This is a genomic window from Comamonas trifloxystrobinivorans (assembly GCF_043359985.1).
In the GTDB taxonomy this organism is placed as follows: domain Bacteria; phylum Pseudomonadota; class Gammaproteobacteria; order Burkholderiales; family Burkholderiaceae_C; genus Comamonas; species Comamonas trifloxystrobinivorans.
In genome coordinates, this window is sequence record NZ_JBHZGV010000021.1 from 16,184 (window position 1) to 33,749 (window position 17,566).

Sequence of the window (17,566 nt, forward strand, 5' to 3'; positions counted from 1 at the left end):
CGGTTTTCAGGCAACAGTACTCCGCTCCACTTTCTCCGAAGTGGATGCGAAATGACTGCGTTGAATTGTTTGCCGAGTCGAAGTTGAAGCAGCAGCGCGCTTGATCAGCGCTGCTGGCCGGGCTTCAATTCAACACCCGCAAGCAGTTCGGACAGGCGCGCCACGGCGGTGTGATCCTGTCCCCTGCCGAGGGCTTTACCGGCAGACGCCCACATCTCCTGACACAGCGAGGCGAACGGTGTCGGCGTGCCCGAATCAGTTCCCATGCTGAGAGCAATTCCCAGATCTTTGACCATCAAGTCCAACCCGAATCCCGAGTTGAAGCTGCGCGATAGAACGAACTGCTTGAACTTCTTCTGCGTGGAGTTGTTCATGCCTGTGGACGCATTCAGCACATCGACGATCACGTTGGGATCCAAGCCGAATTGCTGACCGAGAATCATGGCTTCCACGCCAATCAGGAATCCGCCAGCAGAGACCAGATTGTTCAGCGCCTTCATCGCATGCGCGCTGCCGACATCGCCGGTATGCGCAATGGATGTACCCATGGCCTGCAATACCGGTCGCACGCGCTCCAGCGTTTGGGCTGATCCGCCAAACATAATGGCCAGCTCTCCGGTACGCGCACGCGGCACTCCACCCGACACGGGAGCATCCACCAATTCACCACCCGCTGTCGCAACCAATTGCGCCAGACGCTGCGTGTACGCAGGAACGCCCGAACTCATTTCAACGATCACGCTACCAGGTTGCAGTCCCGCGAGCACGCCCTGCGGACCTTGCAATACCGATTCAACGATCGCACTGGTTGGCAGCATGGTGACGATGATGTCGCTTTGCTGTGCCAAGCTGCGGCAATCCGCTGCAGCAGCTCCGCCCACTTCCTTTGCGAAGCGCTCCGCCTGCTCCTCCGAAGCATCAAACACCGTGAGGGTACAACCTGCCTGAAGCAGACGACTTGCCATGGGCCAGCCCATGCTGCCCACGCCGATGAATCCAACGCGTGTTGCACTCATGCCCGCTTCTCCTTGAACGCACCTTCTTCTTCCAGCACCTGATTGGCCACCTTGAATGCATCTAGGCCCGCAGGGATGCCACAGTACACAGTGGCATGCAACAGAATTTCCTTGATTTCCTCGACCGTCACGCCGTTATTGAGCGCTCCTTTCACATGCAACTTGATTTCCGCAGGCCGATTCAGCGCCGTAAGCATTGCCAAATTCAGCATGCTGCGCGTTTTCTTTTCCAGGCCGGGACGCCCCCACGCGTATCCCCAACACCACTCCGTCGTGATGCGCTGGAACGCCATCATGAAATCGTTGGCCTTTGCCAATGAGCCATCTACGTATTCGGTGCCAAGTACCTCCCTGCGCAACTTCAATCCCTGATCGAAGAGTTCCTGTGCAGGGTTCTGGTTCTGTTTGTCTTCCATGAAGGTCTCCTTGGTTGATTGGTGCTCGCCTCTTGCGAACGGACGATACCGCGAGAATTCGCTGCATCGATTTCCGCAAGTTTGTCATACAATCTTATTGACAGTCAAGAATACAAACAGAATAATTGCATTGCCGGCCTAAACGGCATCAGAAAACATACACACAGGAGACAAGACATGCAGCAACAACTGACCTCCAGCCTGCGCAGCCGCAGAGCCTTCATGGCGGCCACAGGTAGCGCATTGGGCACTGCCACACTCGGGCTTCCCGGGTATTTGCTTGCGGCGCCCGCCGAGGTGAATGTGGGGGTCATCCTTCCACTCTCCGGCGCAAATGCGCAGTTCGGCATCAACTCGCGTCAGGGCCTCGAACTGGTAGCCGACGAAGTAAATGCGGCAGGTGGCATTGCATCAATGGGCGGCGCCAAGATCAAGCTGGTGGTGGCAGATGCGACATCGCAGCCAACCACTGCAGCAACGGTCGCACAGCGACTCATTACGAATAACAAGTGCTCCGCCATCATTGGGGCATACGCTTCGTCGCTGACGCTTGCCGTATCAGAAGTGACCGAGCGCCGGGGCATACCGTTTCTGACCATGTCGTTCTCCGATGTACTCACCGAACGCAACTTCAAGAACATCTTTCAGGTGGTATCCAAGGGCTCAGTGCTGGGGCAGGCTCAATACGATTACGCAGCCGCTGTCGTCGCCGGAGCAGACAAAATTAAGAAGGTCGCCATCCTCTACGAAGATACTGCGTACGGCTCTTCGCAAGCCGTTGGAGTTCGCAACGCAGCCAAGAAGGCGGGAGCGGAAGTCGTGCTCGATGAGGCATATCCATTGGGCATCACCGACGTCACCCCGCTCATCAGCAAACTGCGTAATTCAGATGCACAGCTCGTATTCCCAATTTCCTACCTCAACGACAGCCTGCTCATCATCCGCGTGATGCGACAACAAAAGCTGACCGTACCTGTGGTGGGGGGCGCAGCGGGCTATGTGATTCCAGATTTCGCCAAGGCACTTGGTGCAAATGCTCAAGGTGTGCTATCCATCGCGCCCGCCAACTATGACCAGAAACCGGAGTACACGGATCGCTACCGCAAGCGCTTCGGCACATTCATGCCTCACGAAGCATTGGAGCACGCGGTATGCCTGGGCGTGCTGGCGCAGGCACTGCAGATAGCAGCATCCGACAAACCAGAGGACGTTACGAAAGCCATGCGTGGCACTCGCTTTGACAACGGTTGGGCAAGTGTCATGTCTGGCGGTGGTGTCCAGTTTGACGCCAGCGGACTGAATACGCTCGCACAGCCTGTGATGGTGCAGTGGCAGAACAACGAACTGGTGACCGTCTGGCCAAAAGAATTGGCCAAGGGAGCTCTCATCAACATGGGCTGACAGCAGCGAGACACAGACAATGCAGTTTCTACAAGCCCTTATTGACGGCATATTGCTAGGCGGCGTCTATGCCGTCATCTCTATTGGATTGACACTGGTGTTCGGCGTAATCTCCATCGTCAACTTCGCGCAGGGTGAATTTCTGATGGTGGGCATGTACGTTGCCTTCTTTGCGTGGATGATGCTCGGACTCGATCCGCTTGCAGGCGCGCTGCTCTCGTTTCTGGTCGCATTCGCGCTTGGTGTCTTGGTACAGAAGTTTCTGATTAACCGCATTCTCCACGCGCCTGCAGTGGCACAGATCTTCCTGACCGTGGGTCTGCTCATCGTGATGGAAAACCTCGCTCTCATGCTGTTCGGCTCAGAGTTTCGGTCGGTTCATACTTCCTATCAGATGACGGCGTTCTCGATCGGCCCTTTACTGGTGAGTGCGCCCTATCTCCTGGCGTTTTGTGTTGCCAGCGTGAGCGGACTTGCGCTGTGGTGGGTACTCAAAAAAACGTGGTGGGGAATGGCCGTGCGGGCCACCGCGCAAGACCCAATGGCAGCGCAGCTGTATGGCATTTCCACGCAACGCGTTCATCAAATGGCATTTGGCCTGGGAGTTGGACTCACCGCACTGGGCGGCGGAATCATCTTGCCGTATCTCACTGCATCACCCACTGTGGGCTCTCAGTTCAGCGTGCTGATGTTCACCGCCGTTGTTCTGGGGGGACTGGGTAGTGTGATGGGTGCGGTCGTCGGCGGCGTTGCAGTAGGGGTCATCCAATCACTGTCTTCACTCTTTCTCCCCATGCAACTCCAGAACCTCGTGCTATTCGCCGTGTTCATTCTGGTGCTCGCCCTTCGTCCTGAAGGGCTTCTGAAAAAGGCTGTCTCATGAACAATCAAACTTTGAAGTGGCTACTCGCACTGTTAGTAGCATTGGTTGCTCCGTGGATGTTCCAAGATCAGGGCTACGGAATTCGCGTGCTCACGCTTGTATTCCTGTTCGCAACGATGGGACAGGCATGGAATATCGTTGGTGGCCTCGCCAACCAGATATCGCTCGGACACGCTGCGTTCTTCGGTCTTGGCGCATACACATCAACCTTGCTGCTCATGCGCTGGGGTATCTCGCCGTGGATCGGCATGATCGCCGCCATGCTTGTTGCTGCCATGGCGGGCGCGTTGCTTTCGCTGCCCACCATGCGTCTGCGCGGACACTACTTCGCACTCGCAACGCTGGCCTTCGGCGAAGTGATGCGAGCCATCGGTAATACATGGGCATCTGTCACCGGCGGGCCTGTAGGCATCTCCGTTCCATTCTCAGAAGGCACTCTGGCGCTAATGCAGTTCAAATCCAGCGTCCCGTACTACTACCTGATGCTTGGCGCTGCGGTGATTGCATCACTTATCTTCTGGCGCATCAGTCACTCAAGGCTCGGGTATCGCTTGCGAGCTGTAAAGGCCAACCCGCAAGCGGCAGAAGTAATCGGCGTGAACACCGCACGCACACGCATTGAGGCATCCGTCATCTCCGCCGCACTGATGGGCGCCTGCGGAACGCTCTACGCACAATTCATCTTCTTCTTTGATCCCGACACGGTGTTCTCGCTGGTCGGAATTTCGGTGAAGGTGGCACTGGTCTGCATCATCGGTGGCGTAGGAACCGTTGCCGGACCACTGATTGGCGCGCTGGTGATGATTCCACTCGAAGAGCTTTTCAATGAATGGCTTTCCGGACGCACAGCTGGTGCGTCGCAACTGGCCTATGGCGTGATTCTCATCGCCATCATCTTGATCGAACCACGCGGACTGTCTGTTCTGTGGAATCGCGTTCGCGGCACACTGCGAGGACTTCGTCATGCCTGAAGAAATACTCAGTGTGCGCGGCGTCAGCCGACATTTTGGTGGTCTCAAGGCGGTAGATGACGTGAGCTTCAGCGTGGAGCGCGGCGACATTCTCGGACTCATCGGACCCAATGGCGCTGGCAAGACCACGTTGTTCAATCTACTGGTCGGACTCTACAAACCTACGCAGGGCAATATCCAACTGGAAGGTGAATCCATCGCTGGATGGCGACCCCATCGAATTGCACAGCGCGGAATGACCAAAACCTTCCAGAACGTGGCACTGTTCCCTGAAATGACCGTGCTGGAAAATGTGCTCGTGGGCGGCGTGATGCGGCTCGATGTACCGCAGGCCAGAGTACTCGCCAGGCAAAACCTCGCACGCGTCGGTCTCTCCATCATCGAAAACAAACTGGCAGGCGATCTTTCGTTCCCCGAGCAGGCGCGTGTGGAGCTGGCGCGCGCCCTGTGCACAGCGCCCAAAGTTTTCCTGCTGGACGAAGTAATGGCGGCGCTCAACGAAAGCGAGATGGACGAGCTGCTTGATCTCATACGCCAACTGAGAAATGAATCCAACATCACCTTTATCGTGGTGGAGCACCACATGCGCGCCATTATGCGACTGTGTAACCGAATTCTGGTGTTGTCGTTTGGGCGGAAGATCGCAGAGGGAACACCTGCAGAGATTGCATCCGACCCAGCGGTCATCGAGGCCTATCTCGGAAAATCCCTGGAACACGTGGAGATGCCCGCATGACCCTGCTGAACATTGAAGGACTAACGGCGCGCTACGACCGCAATCCCGTGCTTGAGGATGTGACACTACAAGTGCCCAACGGCGGGTTCGTCGCCGTGGTAGGTGCCAACACTGCGGGCAAGAGCACGCTGCTGCGCAGCATCTCCGGACTGCTCGGCAGAACCAGCGGCAGCATCCGCTTTGCGGGTGAAGAGATATTGAAACTCCCCGCACACCGCGTTCCCGCACTGGGTATTGCGCATGTGCCGGAAGGACGGCATGTCTTTCCTGACATGGCGGTGGAGGAGAACCTCTGGCTCGGCGGTTACACAAGAAGGCAACAGAAGTCCGCACTCAGCGACGACTGCGAACGCGTCTACGCGCTGTTTCCCCGACTGCGCGAGCGTCGCAATCAGGCTGCGGGCACACTCTCCGGCGGCGAGCAACAGATGGTTGCTTTTGGCCGTGCGCTGATGTTGCGCCCCCGCCTCCTTTTACTTGACGAGCCCAGCCACGGCCTGGCACCAAAGGTGGTGGAGGAAATGCATGAGGCCATGGTCAATATCCACCGCACAGGCTTGACAATTTTGCTCGTAGAGCAAAACACGCGGCTGGCGCTGTCCGTCGCGCAGGAGGCCTATGTACTGCAATCTGGGCGCGTGGTGCTTTCCGGCGAAAGTAGTTTGCTACTCAACGATGAGCGGGTGCGCGAAGCCTATCTTGGAATGTGACAATGCGGCTCAGCGAGATAATCTTCGGTTTTCCGATACACGTTCGCGCCACGCGCGCTGGCATTAAAACCAGCATCTGGCGTTTGTGTGCTAGTTGACGATTGACCGAGGTTTTCATGCCAAGCCCCACCGACTCCATTTTCGAGAAGCCCAGTACGCTGCGCTCACGTGTAGAAGAATTCCTGCGCACCAGCATCATGCAGGGCCGTATCAAAGGCGGGGAGAGATTACGCGAGCAAGATTTATGCGATCAGCTTGGAATCAGTCGCCCCACGCTAAGAGAAGCACTGCGCACGCTGGAAGCAGAACGCCTAATTACTATTGAGCCACATCGTGGGCCCACCGTCGTGCGCATCACGGAAAAGGCAGCGAAAGACCTCTACGCCCTGCGTGCGCTGCTTGAGGGATTTGCCGCGCATGAGTTCGCCCGCCTCGCAAGCGATGCCGACATCGAACGCCTGCGCCTGACGGTAAGCGCATTACACGAACACGCTTCACGCGGTGAGCAGGCGGAGCTGCTCGCCGCCAAACGAGAGTTCTACGACGTTCTGCTTTCAGGTTGCGACAACGAACTGATCAGCGACATGCTCCCCGGCCTGCTCTCACGCATCAATCTGCTTCGGGCAACATCATTCTCCAGCCCAGCACGGCTTCCTCAGAGCCTTTTGGAAATAGATCTCATCTTTGAGTGCATCAAGGCGCGTGATGCCGCAGGGGCCCAGAACGCCGCACGTGATCACATCGTGAACGCGGAGCGCACAGCGCTGGCAGTACTCAAGCAACAACAGGAGACAGACGAACGTGAACCAGACTCGCGAGCGGCTTCTAGCCGCAGTAGCAAGGGCGCATCAAGATAGTGAATTCCAGGTCGCCACTCGGCGGCTACCTTTCTGCATCGCTCTGCAGTTGAATGATGATGCGAAAGCCTCAGACCAGATCACCCTCTTTCAGCCGGAACCTTGCACATCCCTGTCGGGCATCGTGCTAAATGCTCCCAGCGCTTGCTGGGAGCAATTTCTGGCGAAAGCCCCAGCGGCCAATTACCAGTCGTTCACCGCAGCAATGCGATTCATAAGCGACTTTTCTGTTACGGGGGATTCTCTCGCCATTGCTCAAGCACTGCACCCGTTAGAGCGCTTCTTCGAAATACTGCGTGGTCAACTCGACAAGGAATGGATAGATGAGTTGAATGGGAAGTTAAGCGAGAACCCAGATACCCCACGCCACCATATCGACCGCACAGCCATACGCGGCCAATACGCGCAATTCCAACTGCGTGACACGCCAACAACCATATTCATAGAAGAAGCGGGAGAAGGTCCGCCACTCCTAATGCTGCACACCGCGGGTGCTGACGCTAGGCAGTACCATGCACTGATGGCCAACCCGCAACTCCGCTCTCGCTGGCGGATGATCGCATTCGATATGCCGGGACATGGGCGCAGTCCCCCCGTCCACCACACCGCCTGGCGCGCGTCACCTCTCCGACGCAATGACTATCTGCAGACCTGCCAAGCCGTCATCCGCCAGTTCGCTGGCGCTCCCTGTGTACTTCTTGGATGCTCCATGGGTGCTGCCATGGTGTTGTACACCGCTGCACGCAGCCCGGAAGATGTTGCTGGTGTGATCGCTCTTGAAGCACCATGGAAAGCCACAGGCAGGCTCAGCCCCATGTTGTGTCATCCGCAGGTGAATCAGACCGCACACAACCCTGCCTATGTGCGCGGACTGCTTGCGCCGCAGTCGCCACTTGCCATGCGCCGTGAAGCCGCGTGGATCTATTCACAGGGCGGGTTCGGCGTGTATGAAGCGGATCTGCATTTCTACAGTGAAGACTTCGATGCGCCCGTGCACCTTGTGGGACTCGATACGTCCCGCTTCGAAATCAGCCTTCTCACCGGTGCGTATGACTACTCGGCCAAACCGGAGGATTCGCAGCGGGTCGCAGCGCTCATCCCCGGTGCCCGCTACGCGACGATGCCAGATCTGGGGCATTTCCCGATGATCGAGAACCCCTTGCGCTTCCTCGATTACCTGCAGCCTGAACTCAACCGCATGGAGCCACAACGATGATGCAGCTTCCCCAATTCGAGATCTTTGCCCTGCGCTACGCCACCGTCGACCGGCAGCGCCATGAAAACTTCATCACACCGCCCGATCCGCACGACGGCTCCATGCCCATGGACTACTTCGTCTGGTTGCTGCGCGACGGCAAGCGACACTATCTGGTCGATTCCGGCTTCAACGAAGGCGCTGCGCGTGCACGCAGTCGCAAATTCCTTCGCTGCCCGATTGAAGCTTTGAGCGTCTTCGGGCTTGCTCCACAGGACATCAACGATGTCATCGTCACCCATCTGCACTACGACCATGCGGGGAACATTCGCCGCCTGCCGCACGCGCGCATCCATCTGCAGGAAAGCGAAATGCATTACGCCTGCGGTTGCAACATGCGCTTTGACATGCTGCGCCACGCCTATGCCGTGGAAGATGTTGTGGACGTGCTGCGCGGCGTGTATGACAAGCGCGTGAACTTCTGCCACGGCAATGAGGAGATTGCGCCCGGACTGCAGGTACTGCACATTGGCGGCCACACCAAAGGTCTGCAGTCGGTGCGCGTACACACTGCGCGTGGCTGGGTAGTGCTTGCATCGGATGCTAGCCACTACTACGACAATATGCAGAACGACGCACCCTTTCCGATTGTCTACAACATTGCGGACATGCTCACCGGATATGAAACGCTACTGAGATATGCGGAGTCGCCCGAACACATCATCCCGGGGCACGACCCCGCCGTACTGGCCCGCTACCCCAGGATGAGCGGTGAGGACATCGTGGCCTTGCACCTGCCTCCCATCACCTGATGGCGTGATTTCGAGCTTCGGGTCGGGAAGAAACAAACAAAAAAGCCCGCTTTGCAGCGGGCTTCTCTGTTGCAAGCTCTGGTTTTGCTTGCGATGTTTGGTAGGCGCGATTGGACTCGAACCAACGACCCCCACCATGTCAAGGTGGTGCTCTAACCAGCTGAGCTACGCGCCTGTCGTTGAAGACTTGAATTATAGACAGAAAAAAACGCTCTTCTGGAAAACTCGCATATTTTTCTAAAAAATCTCGCTTTCGGGCTCAGCCGCCCCTGTGCAACCTGCTGGCCGCACCCGTTTGTCAGGTGCGGCCCAAGCCTTATTTGCGGCGGGTGGAGCGCACGCCGGCCACAGTGGCCACTGCGGCCATCACCTTGGCGAGGCGGCCGGAGTCGGAGATTTCCACGGTGAAGGTCATCCAGGCCGTGCCTTTGACGGATTGGGTCTGCACGCCGATCACATTGGTTTTGTCGCGGGCGAAGACTTCCGAGATGTCGCGCAGCAAACCTTGGCGGTCGTGGGCTTCCACGGCTATGTCTACCGGGTAGACCGCTTCCACCTTTTGCTGGCGGCCGGCCATGCCCCATTCCACCTCGATCACGCGCTCGGGGTTGCGGGCGCGCATTTCGCGGAAGTTGCTGCAGTCGCAGCGGTGCACGCTGACGCCTTTGCCACGGGTGACAAAGCCGCCAATCACATCGGGCGGCGCAGGCTTGCAGCATTTGGCCAGCTGGGTCATCAGCGAATCCACGCCCACCACCAGCACCCCGCCCTTGCCCGAGCCTTCGCTGGCTTTGCGCGGGCGGTTCAATAAGAACTCGTCTTGCGCTGCCAGCGGCTCAGGCGGGCGCAAGATGTTTTCAATGGCGCGCAGCGAGAGCTCGTCCTTGCCCACCACTTCGAACAGAGCTTCGGCGGTTTTGAAGCCCAATTGTTCGGCCAGGTCGTCGTGCTTGAGCGAGGTTTTGCCTTCGCGCTGCAGCAGTTTTTCGACCAGGTCGCGGCCGCGGCTCACGTTTTCGTGCGTGATCTGGGCGTTGAACCAGGCGCGCACCTTGGCCTTGGCGCGTGAGCTGACGAGGTAGCCCAGCTCGGCATTGAGCCAATCGCGCGAGGGCCGGCCTTCTTTGACGGCCACCACCTCCACCGTTTGGCCGTTTTGCAGCGGCGTGTTGAGCGGCACCATCTGGCCGTCCACCTTGGCGCCGCGGCAGCGGTGGCCCAGCTCGGTGTGCACGGCGTAGGCAAAATCCACCGGGGTGGAGCCTTGCGCCAGCTCGATCACAGCGGCATCGGGCGTGAGCACATAGATATGGTCGTCGAACAGGCCGCTGTCCTGCGTCTGGCCCACCATGTCTTTGCGCCAGGCCAGCAGTTGGCGCAGCACGGCAATCTTGGCGTCGTAATCGCTGCTTGCCGATACGCCGGCATAGCCTTTGGCGCCCGCTTCTTTATAGGCCCAGTGCGCGGCCACGCCGTTTTCGGCGTGGTCGTGCATGGCCTGGGTACGGATCTGGATTTCAATGGCTTTGCCATGGTTGTCGCGCACCACGGTGTGCAGCGATTGGTAGCCGTTGGGTTTGGGTTTGGCAATGTAGTCATCAAACTCCGACTCGATGGGCGTGAAAGCTTCGTGCACCAGCGACAAGGCCGCATAGCAGTCTTTGACGGTAGGCACCACCACGCGCAGTGCGCGAATGTCGAACAGCTGCTCAAAGTCGAGCGATTTGCCGCGCATCTTTTTGATGATGCTGTAGATGTGCTTGGGCCGCCCGGCCACGGTGGCGCTGATGCTGTGTGCGCGCAGATCGGCTTCAAGCCCTTCGCGCAGGCTCACCATGTACAGCTCACGCTCTACGCGGGTTTCGTCCAGCAGCTTGGCAATCTTCTTATAAGTGTCAGGCTCCAGAAAGCGGAAGGCCAGGTCTTCCAGCTCCCACTTGATCTGCCAGATGCCCAGGCGGTTGGCCAGCGGCGCAAATACCTGCAGGCTTTCGCGGGCAATGGCGGGCGAAACCGGCACCTTGGTGGCCGCGTACCAGCGCAGGGTTTGCATGCGCGATGTCAGGCGCAACATCACCACGCGCAGATCGCGCGAGAAGGCCAGCAGCATTTTGCGGATGTTCTCGGTTTGCGTGGCCGGGTCGTCCACCAGGTGGCCAGCATCGGCCTGGCGGGCCTGGGCCTGCACTTTCATCAGCGCCACGGTTTCCACCGCCAGCGAGGCGTAGCTTTCACCAAAGACTTTGCCGATCACCTCGCGCGGCTTGTTCAGCTGCACGCTGGCATGTACCAGGTAGGCGGCCGCCTGCATGGCCTCTGAGCCGCCAATGTGTTTGAGGATGGCCGCCACCGCATCGGCGTGCTGCAAGGCGTTTTCGCCGGTATCGAGGGTTTCGTCGGCGATCAGCGGCAGCGCGAAGGAGCGCGCCTTGGCCAGCACATTGTCTTGCTCGGGCAAGGCATTGGCGGTGGCGGCCACCAGGGGCGATACCGGTTCTGCCGGCAAGTTTTCCGCGCCGGGCGCGGGCTGAGCGACTGCTGTAAGACTTCTCATGTTGTCACCACACTCTCGCACTTCCCCACGGGGAAGGCGCTACGCACCGCACAGAAACGCCAGCACCGCAGCTATTTGATCCAAGGACACGAGGGTGGGCGCGTGGCCCACCCCGGCAAATTCGACGACATGGGCCTGTGGCCCACACTGCGCCATAGATTGGGCAGTTTGTGCAGAAAGCAAGTCCGACTCTGCGCCGCGCAGCACCAAAGTATCGGCGGTGATGTTGTCGTACAGCTGCCAGAGCAGTTGCTCACCAGCCAAGGCCATTTCCGGCGTCATGGCCTGCATGGGGATGCCGATGGCCGGGTCGTAGTGCAGGCGCACGCTGCTGCCGCTTTCGGGCCGCAGCATGGGGCGCGACAGAGCCAACCATTCCTCTGGCGTGTGCGGGCCAAAGCCGGTAGACAGCTGCCACAGCGCCTCGACCGCCTGCGCCTCGCTGGCGTACACCATGTTTTTGCCCACGTAGCTGCCAATGCGGGCGAGCGAAGCCGGCTCGATCACCGGGCCCACATCGTTGAGCACCAGGCGCCGCACCGGCACGGGCAAGGTGGATTGAATGCTTTTCTCGCCCGCCAAGCCAATGCCGATCAGGCCGCCCATGCTGGTGCCCACCCAATCGAGGCTGCCAATGGGCGCCGTCTGGTGCACTTGTTGCAGCAAGGCCAGCATGTCGGCCACATACAACGGCACCTGGTAGCCCTGTGGGTTGTCCAGCCAATCGCTGTAGCCACGGCCTACTACATCGGGGCAAATCACACGCGCATGCGGCGCCAGTTGGCGGGCCAGCGCATCAAAATCCCGGCCTTGGCGAGTGAGCCCGTGCACACAAACAATGACATGCGGATGCTGCGGGTTGCCAGTGTGGTTCCATTCCCAATACGCCATGCGGTGGGTGCCGTTGCGGCGGCCTTCGTCGGTATTGCCCGCTACCGCGCAGTGGACATAGTGCAAACGAGGTTGGTCAAGCATGGTCAGGCTTGCGGTGCTGGGGCACCGCTGGATTGGTTTAGGATGGCCGGTGTGAATAAACCGATAGTAACTGGAGATATCGAATGCTGAAAGGTAAAACCGCGCTGGTCACCGGATCCACCAGCGGCATCGGCCTGGGGATTGCCCAGGCCCTGGCACGCCAGGGAGCGAACATCATCTTGAACGGTTTTGGCGATGCCGAAGGCCCCAAGGCCCAGGTGCAAGCGGCCATGGGAAGCTCTGGCGCACGCGTGGGCTACCACGGCGCCGACATGAGCAAGGCGAGCGAGATCGAGGCCATGTTCGAGTACGCGGCCAAAGAATTTGGCCAGGTGGACATTCTGGTCAACAACGCTGGCATCCAGCACGTGGCAAACGTGCAGGATTTCCCGGTCGACCGTTGGGACGCAATCATCGCCATCAACCTGTCGAGCGCCTTCCACACCAGCCGCCTGGCGCTGCCGGCCATGCTCAAGTCCAACTGGGGCCGCATCATCAATGTGGCTTCGGTCCACGGCCTGGTGGGCTCGGCTGGCAAGTCGGCTTATGTGGCAGCCAAGCACGGCATCGTCGGCCTGACCAAGGTGACCGCGCTGGAAAACGCCACCACCGGCGTCACCTGCAACGCCATCTGCCCCGGCTGGGTGCTGACGCCGCTGGTGCAAAAGCAGGTGGATGCCCGCGCCCAGCAACAAGGCATCAGCAACGAAGAAGCCAAGAAGCAGCTGCTCGGCGAGAAAGAGCCTTCGCAGCAGTTCACCACGCCCGAAGAGCTGGGCGAGCTGGCGGTGTTCTTCTGCTCGCCGGCAGCCAACAATGTGCGAGGCGTAGCCTGGAACATGGACGGCGGCTGGACAGCCCAATAAAGCCGTAACCAGGCATGACAGCAACGGCGCTTCGAGCGCCGTTTTTCATGCTTGCAAACACTTAATGCACAAAACACATAATATTGAAACAACACCAAAAACGAAAATTCAAACGAAAAAATTTGCATCCATTACAGTGAAACTGTCATCAAAACACGCTGTTTTTGCCGTAAACATGAACAGTCTCCATGCAGATGTAACGCAAAATTTGTAACTTAGCGTCAAATCCGACCCAAAAAACACCCGCTTTTTTCAAAACGCGGTCAGAATGTAAGTGTTACAAATCAGCCGGAGGAATCCACCCATGGTGACTGCAAGCAACCGCGTAGACAAAATCCTCGTCGTCGACGACGATGCCCGTATCCGTGATCTGCTGCGCCGCTATCTTTCGCACGAAGGCTTTGAAGTGATGATTGCCGAAGACGGTAAGGGCTTGCAGCGCATTCTGCTGCGCGAGACGGTGGACCTGATCGTGCTCGACCTGATGATGCCCGGCGAAGACGGCCTGTCGATCTGCCGCCGCCTGCGTGCCAGCAACGACCGCACGCCCATCATCATGCTCACCGCCAAGGGCGAAGACGTGGATCGCATCGTCGGCCTCGAAGTGGGTGCAGACGACTACATCGGCAAACCCTTCAACCCGCGCGAGCTGCTGGCCCGCATTCACGCCGTGCTGCGCCGCCGCCCACCACAAGAAGCGCCAGGCGCACCCTCGGGCGAGAACGAAGTGGTCACCTTTGGCCCCTTCACCTTCGACATGAGCACCCGCGTGCTGACCAAAGATGGCGAAGAGCTGCCACTGACCACCGGCGAATTCGCCATGCTCAAAACCCTGGTACGCCACCCGCGCCAGCCGCTGTCGCGTGAAAAGTTGGCCCTGCTGGCCCGCGGCCGTGAGTTTGAGCCGTTCGACCGCAGCCTGGACGTGCAGGTATCGCGCCTGCGCAAGCTGGTGGAAGTCGACCCGGCAGCGCCACGCTATATACAAACAGTGTGGGGCGTAGGCTACGTCTTCGTACCAGACGGCGCTAACTGACCCATCAGCACCCACAGCGCCCAGCGCACAAGCAACCGCCCCAGCCTGCTGCGGGCGGTTTTTCTTTGCGCAGGCGCGCAAAGCGGCAATTGGCGCACAATGCACCACAAGCGCAGCACACCCGATTTGACGACAAAGGCCCTGCCCCCATGGCATCCACTGCAAGCAACGACAACGACCATTCCGGCCTGGCACCGCTAGAGGCCAACAGCGCCAGCACCCGCGCCAACAACGCCAAGCGCAGCCGCGTGGGGCTCAATCTGTTTTGGCGCACCTTCTTTTTGCTGGCCATCTTGCTTACCGGCAGCATCTTGGCCTGGGTGCAAACGCTGCGCTCGCTGGAGACCGAGCCTCGCGCCATCCAGACGGCGCAGCAAATCGCCTCGCTCGTCAACCTGAGCCGCGCTGCGCTGATGCATTCCGACGCCATTGCCCGTGTGTCGCTGGTCAAAACCATGGCCGACCAGGAAGGCGTGCGCATCGTGCCGCGCGAGCCCAAAGACGTGTACGAGCCCATGGACACCACCACGCCGCTCGCCGCCCGCCTGACGCAAGAGCTCACGCAGCGCCTGGGCCCCGGCACTGTGGTGGCCAGCAGCGTCAACCACGAAGATGGCCTGTGGGTGGGCTTTACCATCGATGGCGACCAGAACTGGTTCCTGATCGAGGCCTCGCGCTTCAACCCCGCTGGCGGCAAAACCTGGCTGATCTGGGTGCTGACGGCGGCCGCCTTGTCGCTGGCCGGTGCGGCGGTGATTGCCGGGCTCATCAACCGCCCGCTCAAGCAGCTCTCCAGCGCCACCAACCGCCTGCGCGAAGGCGACTTTGCCGCGCAACTGGATGAAGACGCCGTCACCAGCGAGATCCGCGAGGTGAACATCGGCTTCAACCGCATGAGCGAGCGCTTGGCCAAGCTGGAGCAAGACCGCGCCGTCATGCTGGCCGGTATTTCGCACGATTTGCGCACGCCGCTGGCGCGCCTGCGGCTGGAAACCGAGATGAGCGTGTTCGACGACGTGGCGCGCGAGCACATGGTGGCCGACATCGTGCAGCTCGACGCCACCATCGACAAGTTCCTCGACTACGCCCGCCCCGACCACGCAGCCAAGCTCACGCCCGTCAATGTGTATGGCGTGGTGTCGTCCTGCGTCTACGCGGTGCAAGACCACCAGGAGCTGCAGATCAAGATGACTGTGCCCGAAGAGCTGATGGTGAACGCCGACGAGATCGAGCTGTCTCGCGTGCTCTCGAACGTGCTCGAAAACGCCCGCCGCTACGGCAAAACACCGGGCACCAACTACACGCGCGTGGACATCACCGTCAAGTTCAGCGAAACCACGGTCACCATCCGCATGCGTGACCACGGCCCGGGCGTGTCGGCCGACCAGCTGGCCAACCTGACCAAGCCCTTTTTCCGTGGCGACACGGCGCGTACGGCCGCAGCCGGTGCGGGCTTGGGCTTGTCCATCGTCGAGAAAACCGTGCAACGCATGGGCGGGCGCCTCACCATGGCCAATGCCGCCGACGGCAGCACCGGCCTGGTCACCAGCATCTACCTGCGTCGCGCGCCCGACCAGGCCATTGGCAAAGAACCCAAGCGCCGCCTGCAGCGCCCGCAAATCAAGCGCCACCTGCCCGGCCCGCCCACCAACCTGGGCGATTTGCACTAGGGCGGCACTCGCTTCTAGAATGCTGGCAGCTTCCACCACCCTCAGGAACTGCCATGCAAGCCCAATGCCTGTGCGGCGCGGTCCATGTGACAGCGCCCACCACCACCGAAGTACACGTTTGCCACTGCAGCATGTGCAGGCGCTGGGGCGAAGGGCCGGCGTTTACCGTGCATGGCGGCACCGAGGTGGAAGTGAGCGGCCCAGTCACGCGCTATGCATCGTCCGACTGGGCCGAACGCGCTTTTTGCAGCCGCTGCGGCACGCATTTGTTCTACCGCCTGCTGGCGAGCAATGAGCACTTTCTCTCGGCCGGCATGTTCCAGGACGAACCCGGCATGCAGCTGATGCAGCAAATCTATATCGACGAAAAGCCTGATTACTACGCACTGGCCAACGCCACCCCGGTGCTGACCGGCGCCCAGGTAGAAGCGCAGTACGCCGACCCCAGCGCGCCCCAGGCATGAGCGTTCTGGTCATCTTGCCCGGGCTGGACGGCAGCCCGCACCTGCAAGGCGCTTTGCCGCAGGCATTGCAAAAGCTGCCCGGCATGGCGGGCCTGCAACAACAAACCATTCTTTACCCGCCACAACAAAAGCTGGACTATCTGGCACTCGCCCGCTGGGTACAGCCGCAGCTGCCGCAAGAGCAGCCCTTTTTCTTGCTGGGCGAATCCTTTGGTGGGCCGCTGGCTTTGCTGCTGGCCGGTTGCGGCCAAGGCGATGCGCAACTGCCCGCGCCCAAGCACCTGCGCGGCGTGGTTTTGGCCGCCAGCTTTGCCACTTGCGCCGTGCCTTGGGCTGCGCCGTTCTTGCCAGCCATTGCAGCCTCGCCAGCGCAAGCCGTTTATGCCGTTCCGCGCAAAGTCTGGTCTTGGTGGTTGCTGGGGCGCTGGGCCACGCCGGCTTTGCTGGCCGCCTTGCAGCAAGCGCTGCAACACTCCGATGCTGCCGTTCTACAGAACCGCGCCGTACAAGCGCTGCGGCCACCAGCGCTGGATTTGGCCGCTTTATCCGTGCCTTTGCTGGCCCTGCGCGCTGCGCAAGACCGACTCATCCCCGCGCACTGCGCGCAAGCCTTGTTGCAAGCACCGCAGCACGAGCTGCGCACCGTCAACGGCCCGCACATGTTGCTGCAAACCCAGGCCGATGTCTGCGCGCCCTTGGTGGCAGATTTTCTGCTGCGCCATGCGGACGATTTGCACCCTGAGCAGCAGCAAACCACAAGCAGCCACGTGCCAAGCACGGCCTGATAAATTTTTAGAACTCTCTCGGATTTCCCAGGAAGACAGAATTGGATTGACACCGCTTTGCAGTGAAGCGGGCGCTGAAATGACTCACCCGAATGGTGAGATGGCCGCTTAGGCGCGACGTCGCGGGTGCAGACAGTACCTGGGTACGGCAAACCCGCGCAACAACGCATAAGCGGTCATATCACCACCTCAAAACGAAGACTGCCAACACAGGCACTC

Annotated in this window: 17 protein-coding genes and 1 tRNA gene; 13 read left to right on the forward strand and 5 right to left on the reverse strand. The window is 59.8% G+C overall.

Features of this window, described 5'->3' with window-relative positions:
* Positions 1-104: 104 nt before the first annotated feature.
* Positions 105-1,016 (reverse strand): NAD(P)-dependent oxidoreductase, encoded by a 912-nt coding sequence (locus ACFIQF_RS21205; protein ID WP_393945635.1) that lies wholly within the window; start codon positions 1,014-1,016, stop codon positions 105-107.
* Complete coding sequence (locus tag ACFIQF_RS21210) at positions 1,013-1,432, reverse strand: carboxymuconolactone decarboxylase family protein (RefSeq protein ID WP_393945636.1); 420 nt, start codon at positions 1,430-1,432, stop codon at positions 1,013-1,015. The genes ACFIQF_RS21205 and ACFIQF_RS21210 overlap by 4 nt, the downstream gene beginning before the upstream one ends.
* 177 nt (positions 1,433-1,609) lie before the next feature.
* Between ACFIQF_RS21210 and ACFIQF_RS21215 the strand changes: the two genes are divergently transcribed.
* The 8 genes from ACFIQF_RS21215 (at position 1,610) to ACFIQF_RS21250 (ending at position 8,997) form a co-directional block, all read left to right on the forward strand.
* A complete protein-coding gene (locus tag ACFIQF_RS21215) occupies positions 1,610-2,833 on the forward strand; it encodes an ABC transporter substrate-binding protein (RefSeq protein ID WP_393945637.1) in 1,224 nt (407 codons plus the stop codon).
* 19 nt (positions 2,834-2,852) lie between these two features.
* Positions 2,853-3,716, forward strand: a complete 864-nt coding sequence (locus ACFIQF_RS21220; protein WP_393945638.1) for a branched-chain amino acid ABC transporter permease — start codon at positions 2,853-2,855, stop codon at positions 3,714-3,716.
* Positions 3,713-4,687 carry a branched-chain amino acid ABC transporter permease gene (locus ACFIQF_RS21225; protein WP_393945639.1) on the forward strand — a complete coding sequence of 325 codons (975 nt, stop codon included), beginning with the start codon at positions 3,713-3,715 and terminating at the stop codon, positions 4,685-4,687. The genes ACFIQF_RS21220 and ACFIQF_RS21225 overlap by 4 nt, the downstream gene beginning before the upstream one ends.
* The gene (locus tag ACFIQF_RS21230; RefSeq protein ID WP_393945640.1) at positions 4,680-5,423 is read left to right on the forward strand and encodes an ABC transporter ATP-binding protein; all 744 of its coding nucleotides are present in this window, start codon (positions 4,680-4,682) and stop codon (positions 5,421-5,423) included. Before ACFIQF_RS21225 ends, ACFIQF_RS21230 begins: the two co-directional genes overlap by 8 nt.
* Positions 5,420-6,133: an ABC transporter ATP-binding protein gene (locus ACFIQF_RS21235; RefSeq protein ID WP_393945641.1), complete on the forward strand. Its 714-nt coding sequence runs from the start codon at positions 5,420-5,422 to the stop codon at positions 6,131-6,133. Before ACFIQF_RS21230 ends, ACFIQF_RS21235 begins: the two co-directional genes overlap by 4 nt.
* A gap of 116 nt (positions 6,134-6,249) precedes the next feature.
* Complete coding sequence (locus ACFIQF_RS21240) at positions 6,250-6,990, forward strand: GntR family transcriptional regulator (RefSeq protein ID WP_393945642.1); 741 nt, start codon at positions 6,250-6,252, stop codon at positions 6,988-6,990.
* Positions 6,935-8,206 (forward strand): alpha/beta fold hydrolase, encoded by a 1,272-nt coding sequence (locus tag ACFIQF_RS21245; RefSeq protein WP_393945643.1) that lies wholly within the window; start codon positions 6,935-6,937, stop codon positions 8,204-8,206. The genes ACFIQF_RS21240 and ACFIQF_RS21245 overlap by 56 nt, the downstream gene beginning before the upstream one ends.
* Entirely contained in the window at positions 8,206-8,997 is a 792-nt protein-coding gene (locus ACFIQF_RS21250) for an N-acyl homoserine lactonase family protein (protein WP_393945691.1), read from the forward strand. The genes ACFIQF_RS21245 and ACFIQF_RS21250 overlap by 1 nt, the downstream gene beginning before the upstream one ends.
* 98 nt (positions 8,998-9,095) lie before the next feature.
* Here the strand turns inward: ACFIQF_RS21250 and ACFIQF_RS21255 are convergent.
* The 3 genes from ACFIQF_RS21255 to ACFIQF_RS21265 form a co-directional block, all read right to left on the reverse strand.
* Positions 9,096-9,172, reverse strand: a tRNA-Val gene (locus ACFIQF_RS21255).
* 141 nt (positions 9,173-9,313) lie between these two features.
* On the reverse strand, positions 9,314-11,551 hold the full coding sequence (locus ACFIQF_RS21260; RefSeq protein WP_393945644.1) for a RelA/SpoT family protein: 2,238 nt from the start codon (positions 11,549-11,551) through the stop codon (positions 9,314-9,316).
* Positions 11,552-11,590: 39 nt separating this feature from the next.
* Entirely contained in the window at positions 11,591-12,526 is a 936-nt protein-coding gene (locus tag ACFIQF_RS21265; protein WP_393945645.1) for an alpha/beta fold hydrolase, read from the reverse strand.
* A gap of 83 nt (positions 12,527-12,609) precedes the next feature.
* Here ACFIQF_RS21265 and ACFIQF_RS21270 point away from each other — a divergent pair, with 83 nt between their 5' ends.
* The 5 genes from ACFIQF_RS21270 to ACFIQF_RS21290 all read left to right on the forward strand — a co-directional run bounded on the left by ACFIQF_RS21270 (position 12,610) and on the right by ACFIQF_RS21290 (position 17,347).
* A complete protein-coding gene (locus ACFIQF_RS21270) occupies positions 12,610-13,392 on the forward strand; it encodes a 3-hydroxybutyrate dehydrogenase (protein WP_393945646.1) in 783 nt (260 codons plus the stop codon).
* 304 nt (positions 13,393-13,696) lie between these two features.
* The gene (gene ompR / locus ACFIQF_RS21275) at positions 13,697-14,428 is read left to right on the forward strand and encodes an osmolarity response regulator transcription factor OmpR (protein ID WP_393945647.1); all 732 of its coding nucleotides are present in this window, start codon (positions 13,697-13,699) and stop codon (positions 14,426-14,428) included.
* Positions 14,429-14,577: 149 nt separating this feature from the next.
* Positions 14,578-16,098, forward strand: coding sequence for a sensor histidine kinase (locus ACFIQF_RS21280; RefSeq protein ID WP_393945648.1), 1,521 nt, complete (start codon positions 14,578-14,580; stop codon positions 16,096-16,098).
* Between the two features lie 53 nt (positions 16,099-16,151).
* Positions 16,152-16,562, forward strand: coding sequence for a GFA family protein (locus ACFIQF_RS21285; protein WP_393945649.1), 411 nt, complete (start codon positions 16,152-16,154; stop codon positions 16,560-16,562).
* Positions 16,559-17,347 (forward strand): alpha/beta fold hydrolase, encoded by a 789-nt coding sequence (locus ACFIQF_RS21290; protein WP_393945650.1) that lies wholly within the window; start codon positions 16,559-16,561, stop codon positions 17,345-17,347. Before ACFIQF_RS21285 ends, ACFIQF_RS21290 begins: the two co-directional genes overlap by 4 nt.
* The last annotated feature ends 219 nt before the right edge of the window (positions 17,348-17,566 follow it).

Bases quoted from the DNA above. Each gene is read 5' to 3' on its own strand.
- ACFIQF_RS21205 (WP_393945635.1), bottom strand. From the start codon at position 1,016: ATGAGTGCAACACGCGTTGGATTCATCGGCGTGGGCAGCATGGGCTGG.
- ACFIQF_RS21210 (WP_393945636.1), bottom strand. From the start codon at position 1,432: ATGGAAGACAAACAGAACCAGAACCCTGCACAGGAACTCTTCGATCAG.
- ACFIQF_RS21215 (WP_393945637.1), top strand. From the start codon at position 1,610: ATGCAGCAACAACTGACCTCCAGCCTGCGCAGCCGCAGAGCCTTCATG.
- ACFIQF_RS21220 (WP_393945638.1), top strand. From the start codon at position 2,853: ATGCAGTTTCTACAAGCCCTTATTGACGGCATATTGCTAGGCGGCGTC.
- ACFIQF_RS21225 (WP_393945639.1), top strand. From the start codon at position 3,713: ATGAACAATCAAACTTTGAAGTGGCTACTCGCACTGTTAGTAGCATTG.
- ACFIQF_RS21230 (WP_393945640.1), top strand. From the start codon at position 4,680: ATGCCTGAAGAAATACTCAGTGTGCGCGGCGTCAGCCGACATTTTGGT.
- ACFIQF_RS21235 (WP_393945641.1), top strand. From the start codon at position 5,420: ATGACCCTGCTGAACATTGAAGGACTAACGGCGCGCTACGACCGCAAT.
- ACFIQF_RS21240 (WP_393945642.1), top strand. From the start codon at position 6,250: ATGCCAAGCCCCACCGACTCCATTTTCGAGAAGCCCAGTACGCTGCGC.
- ACFIQF_RS21250 (WP_393945691.1), top strand. From the start codon at position 8,206: ATGCAGCTTCCCCAATTCGAGATCTTTGCCCTGCGCTACGCCACCGTC.
- ACFIQF_RS21260 (WP_393945644.1), bottom strand. From the start codon at position 11,551: ATGAGAAGTCTTACAGCAGTCGCTCAGCCCGCGCCCGGCGCGGAAAAC.
- ACFIQF_RS21265 (WP_393945645.1), bottom strand. From the start codon at position 12,526: ATGCTTGACCAACCTCGTTTGCACTATGTCCACTGCGCGGTAGCGGGC.
- ACFIQF_RS21270 (WP_393945646.1), top strand. From the start codon at position 12,610: ATGCTGAAAGGTAAAACCGCGCTGGTCACCGGATCCACCAGCGGCATC.
- ompR (WP_393945647.1), top strand. From the start codon at position 13,697: ATGGTGACTGCAAGCAACCGCGTAGACAAAATCCTCGTCGTCGACGAC.
- ACFIQF_RS21280 (WP_393945648.1), top strand. From the start codon at position 14,578: ATGGCATCCACTGCAAGCAACGACAACGACCATTCCGGCCTGGCACCG.
- ACFIQF_RS21285 (WP_393945649.1), top strand. From the start codon at position 16,152: ATGCAAGCCCAATGCCTGTGCGGCGCGGTCCATGTGACAGCGCCCACC.
- ACFIQF_RS21290 (WP_393945650.1), top strand. From the start codon at position 16,559: ATGAGCGTTCTGGTCATCTTGCCCGGGCTGGACGGCAGCCCGCACCTG.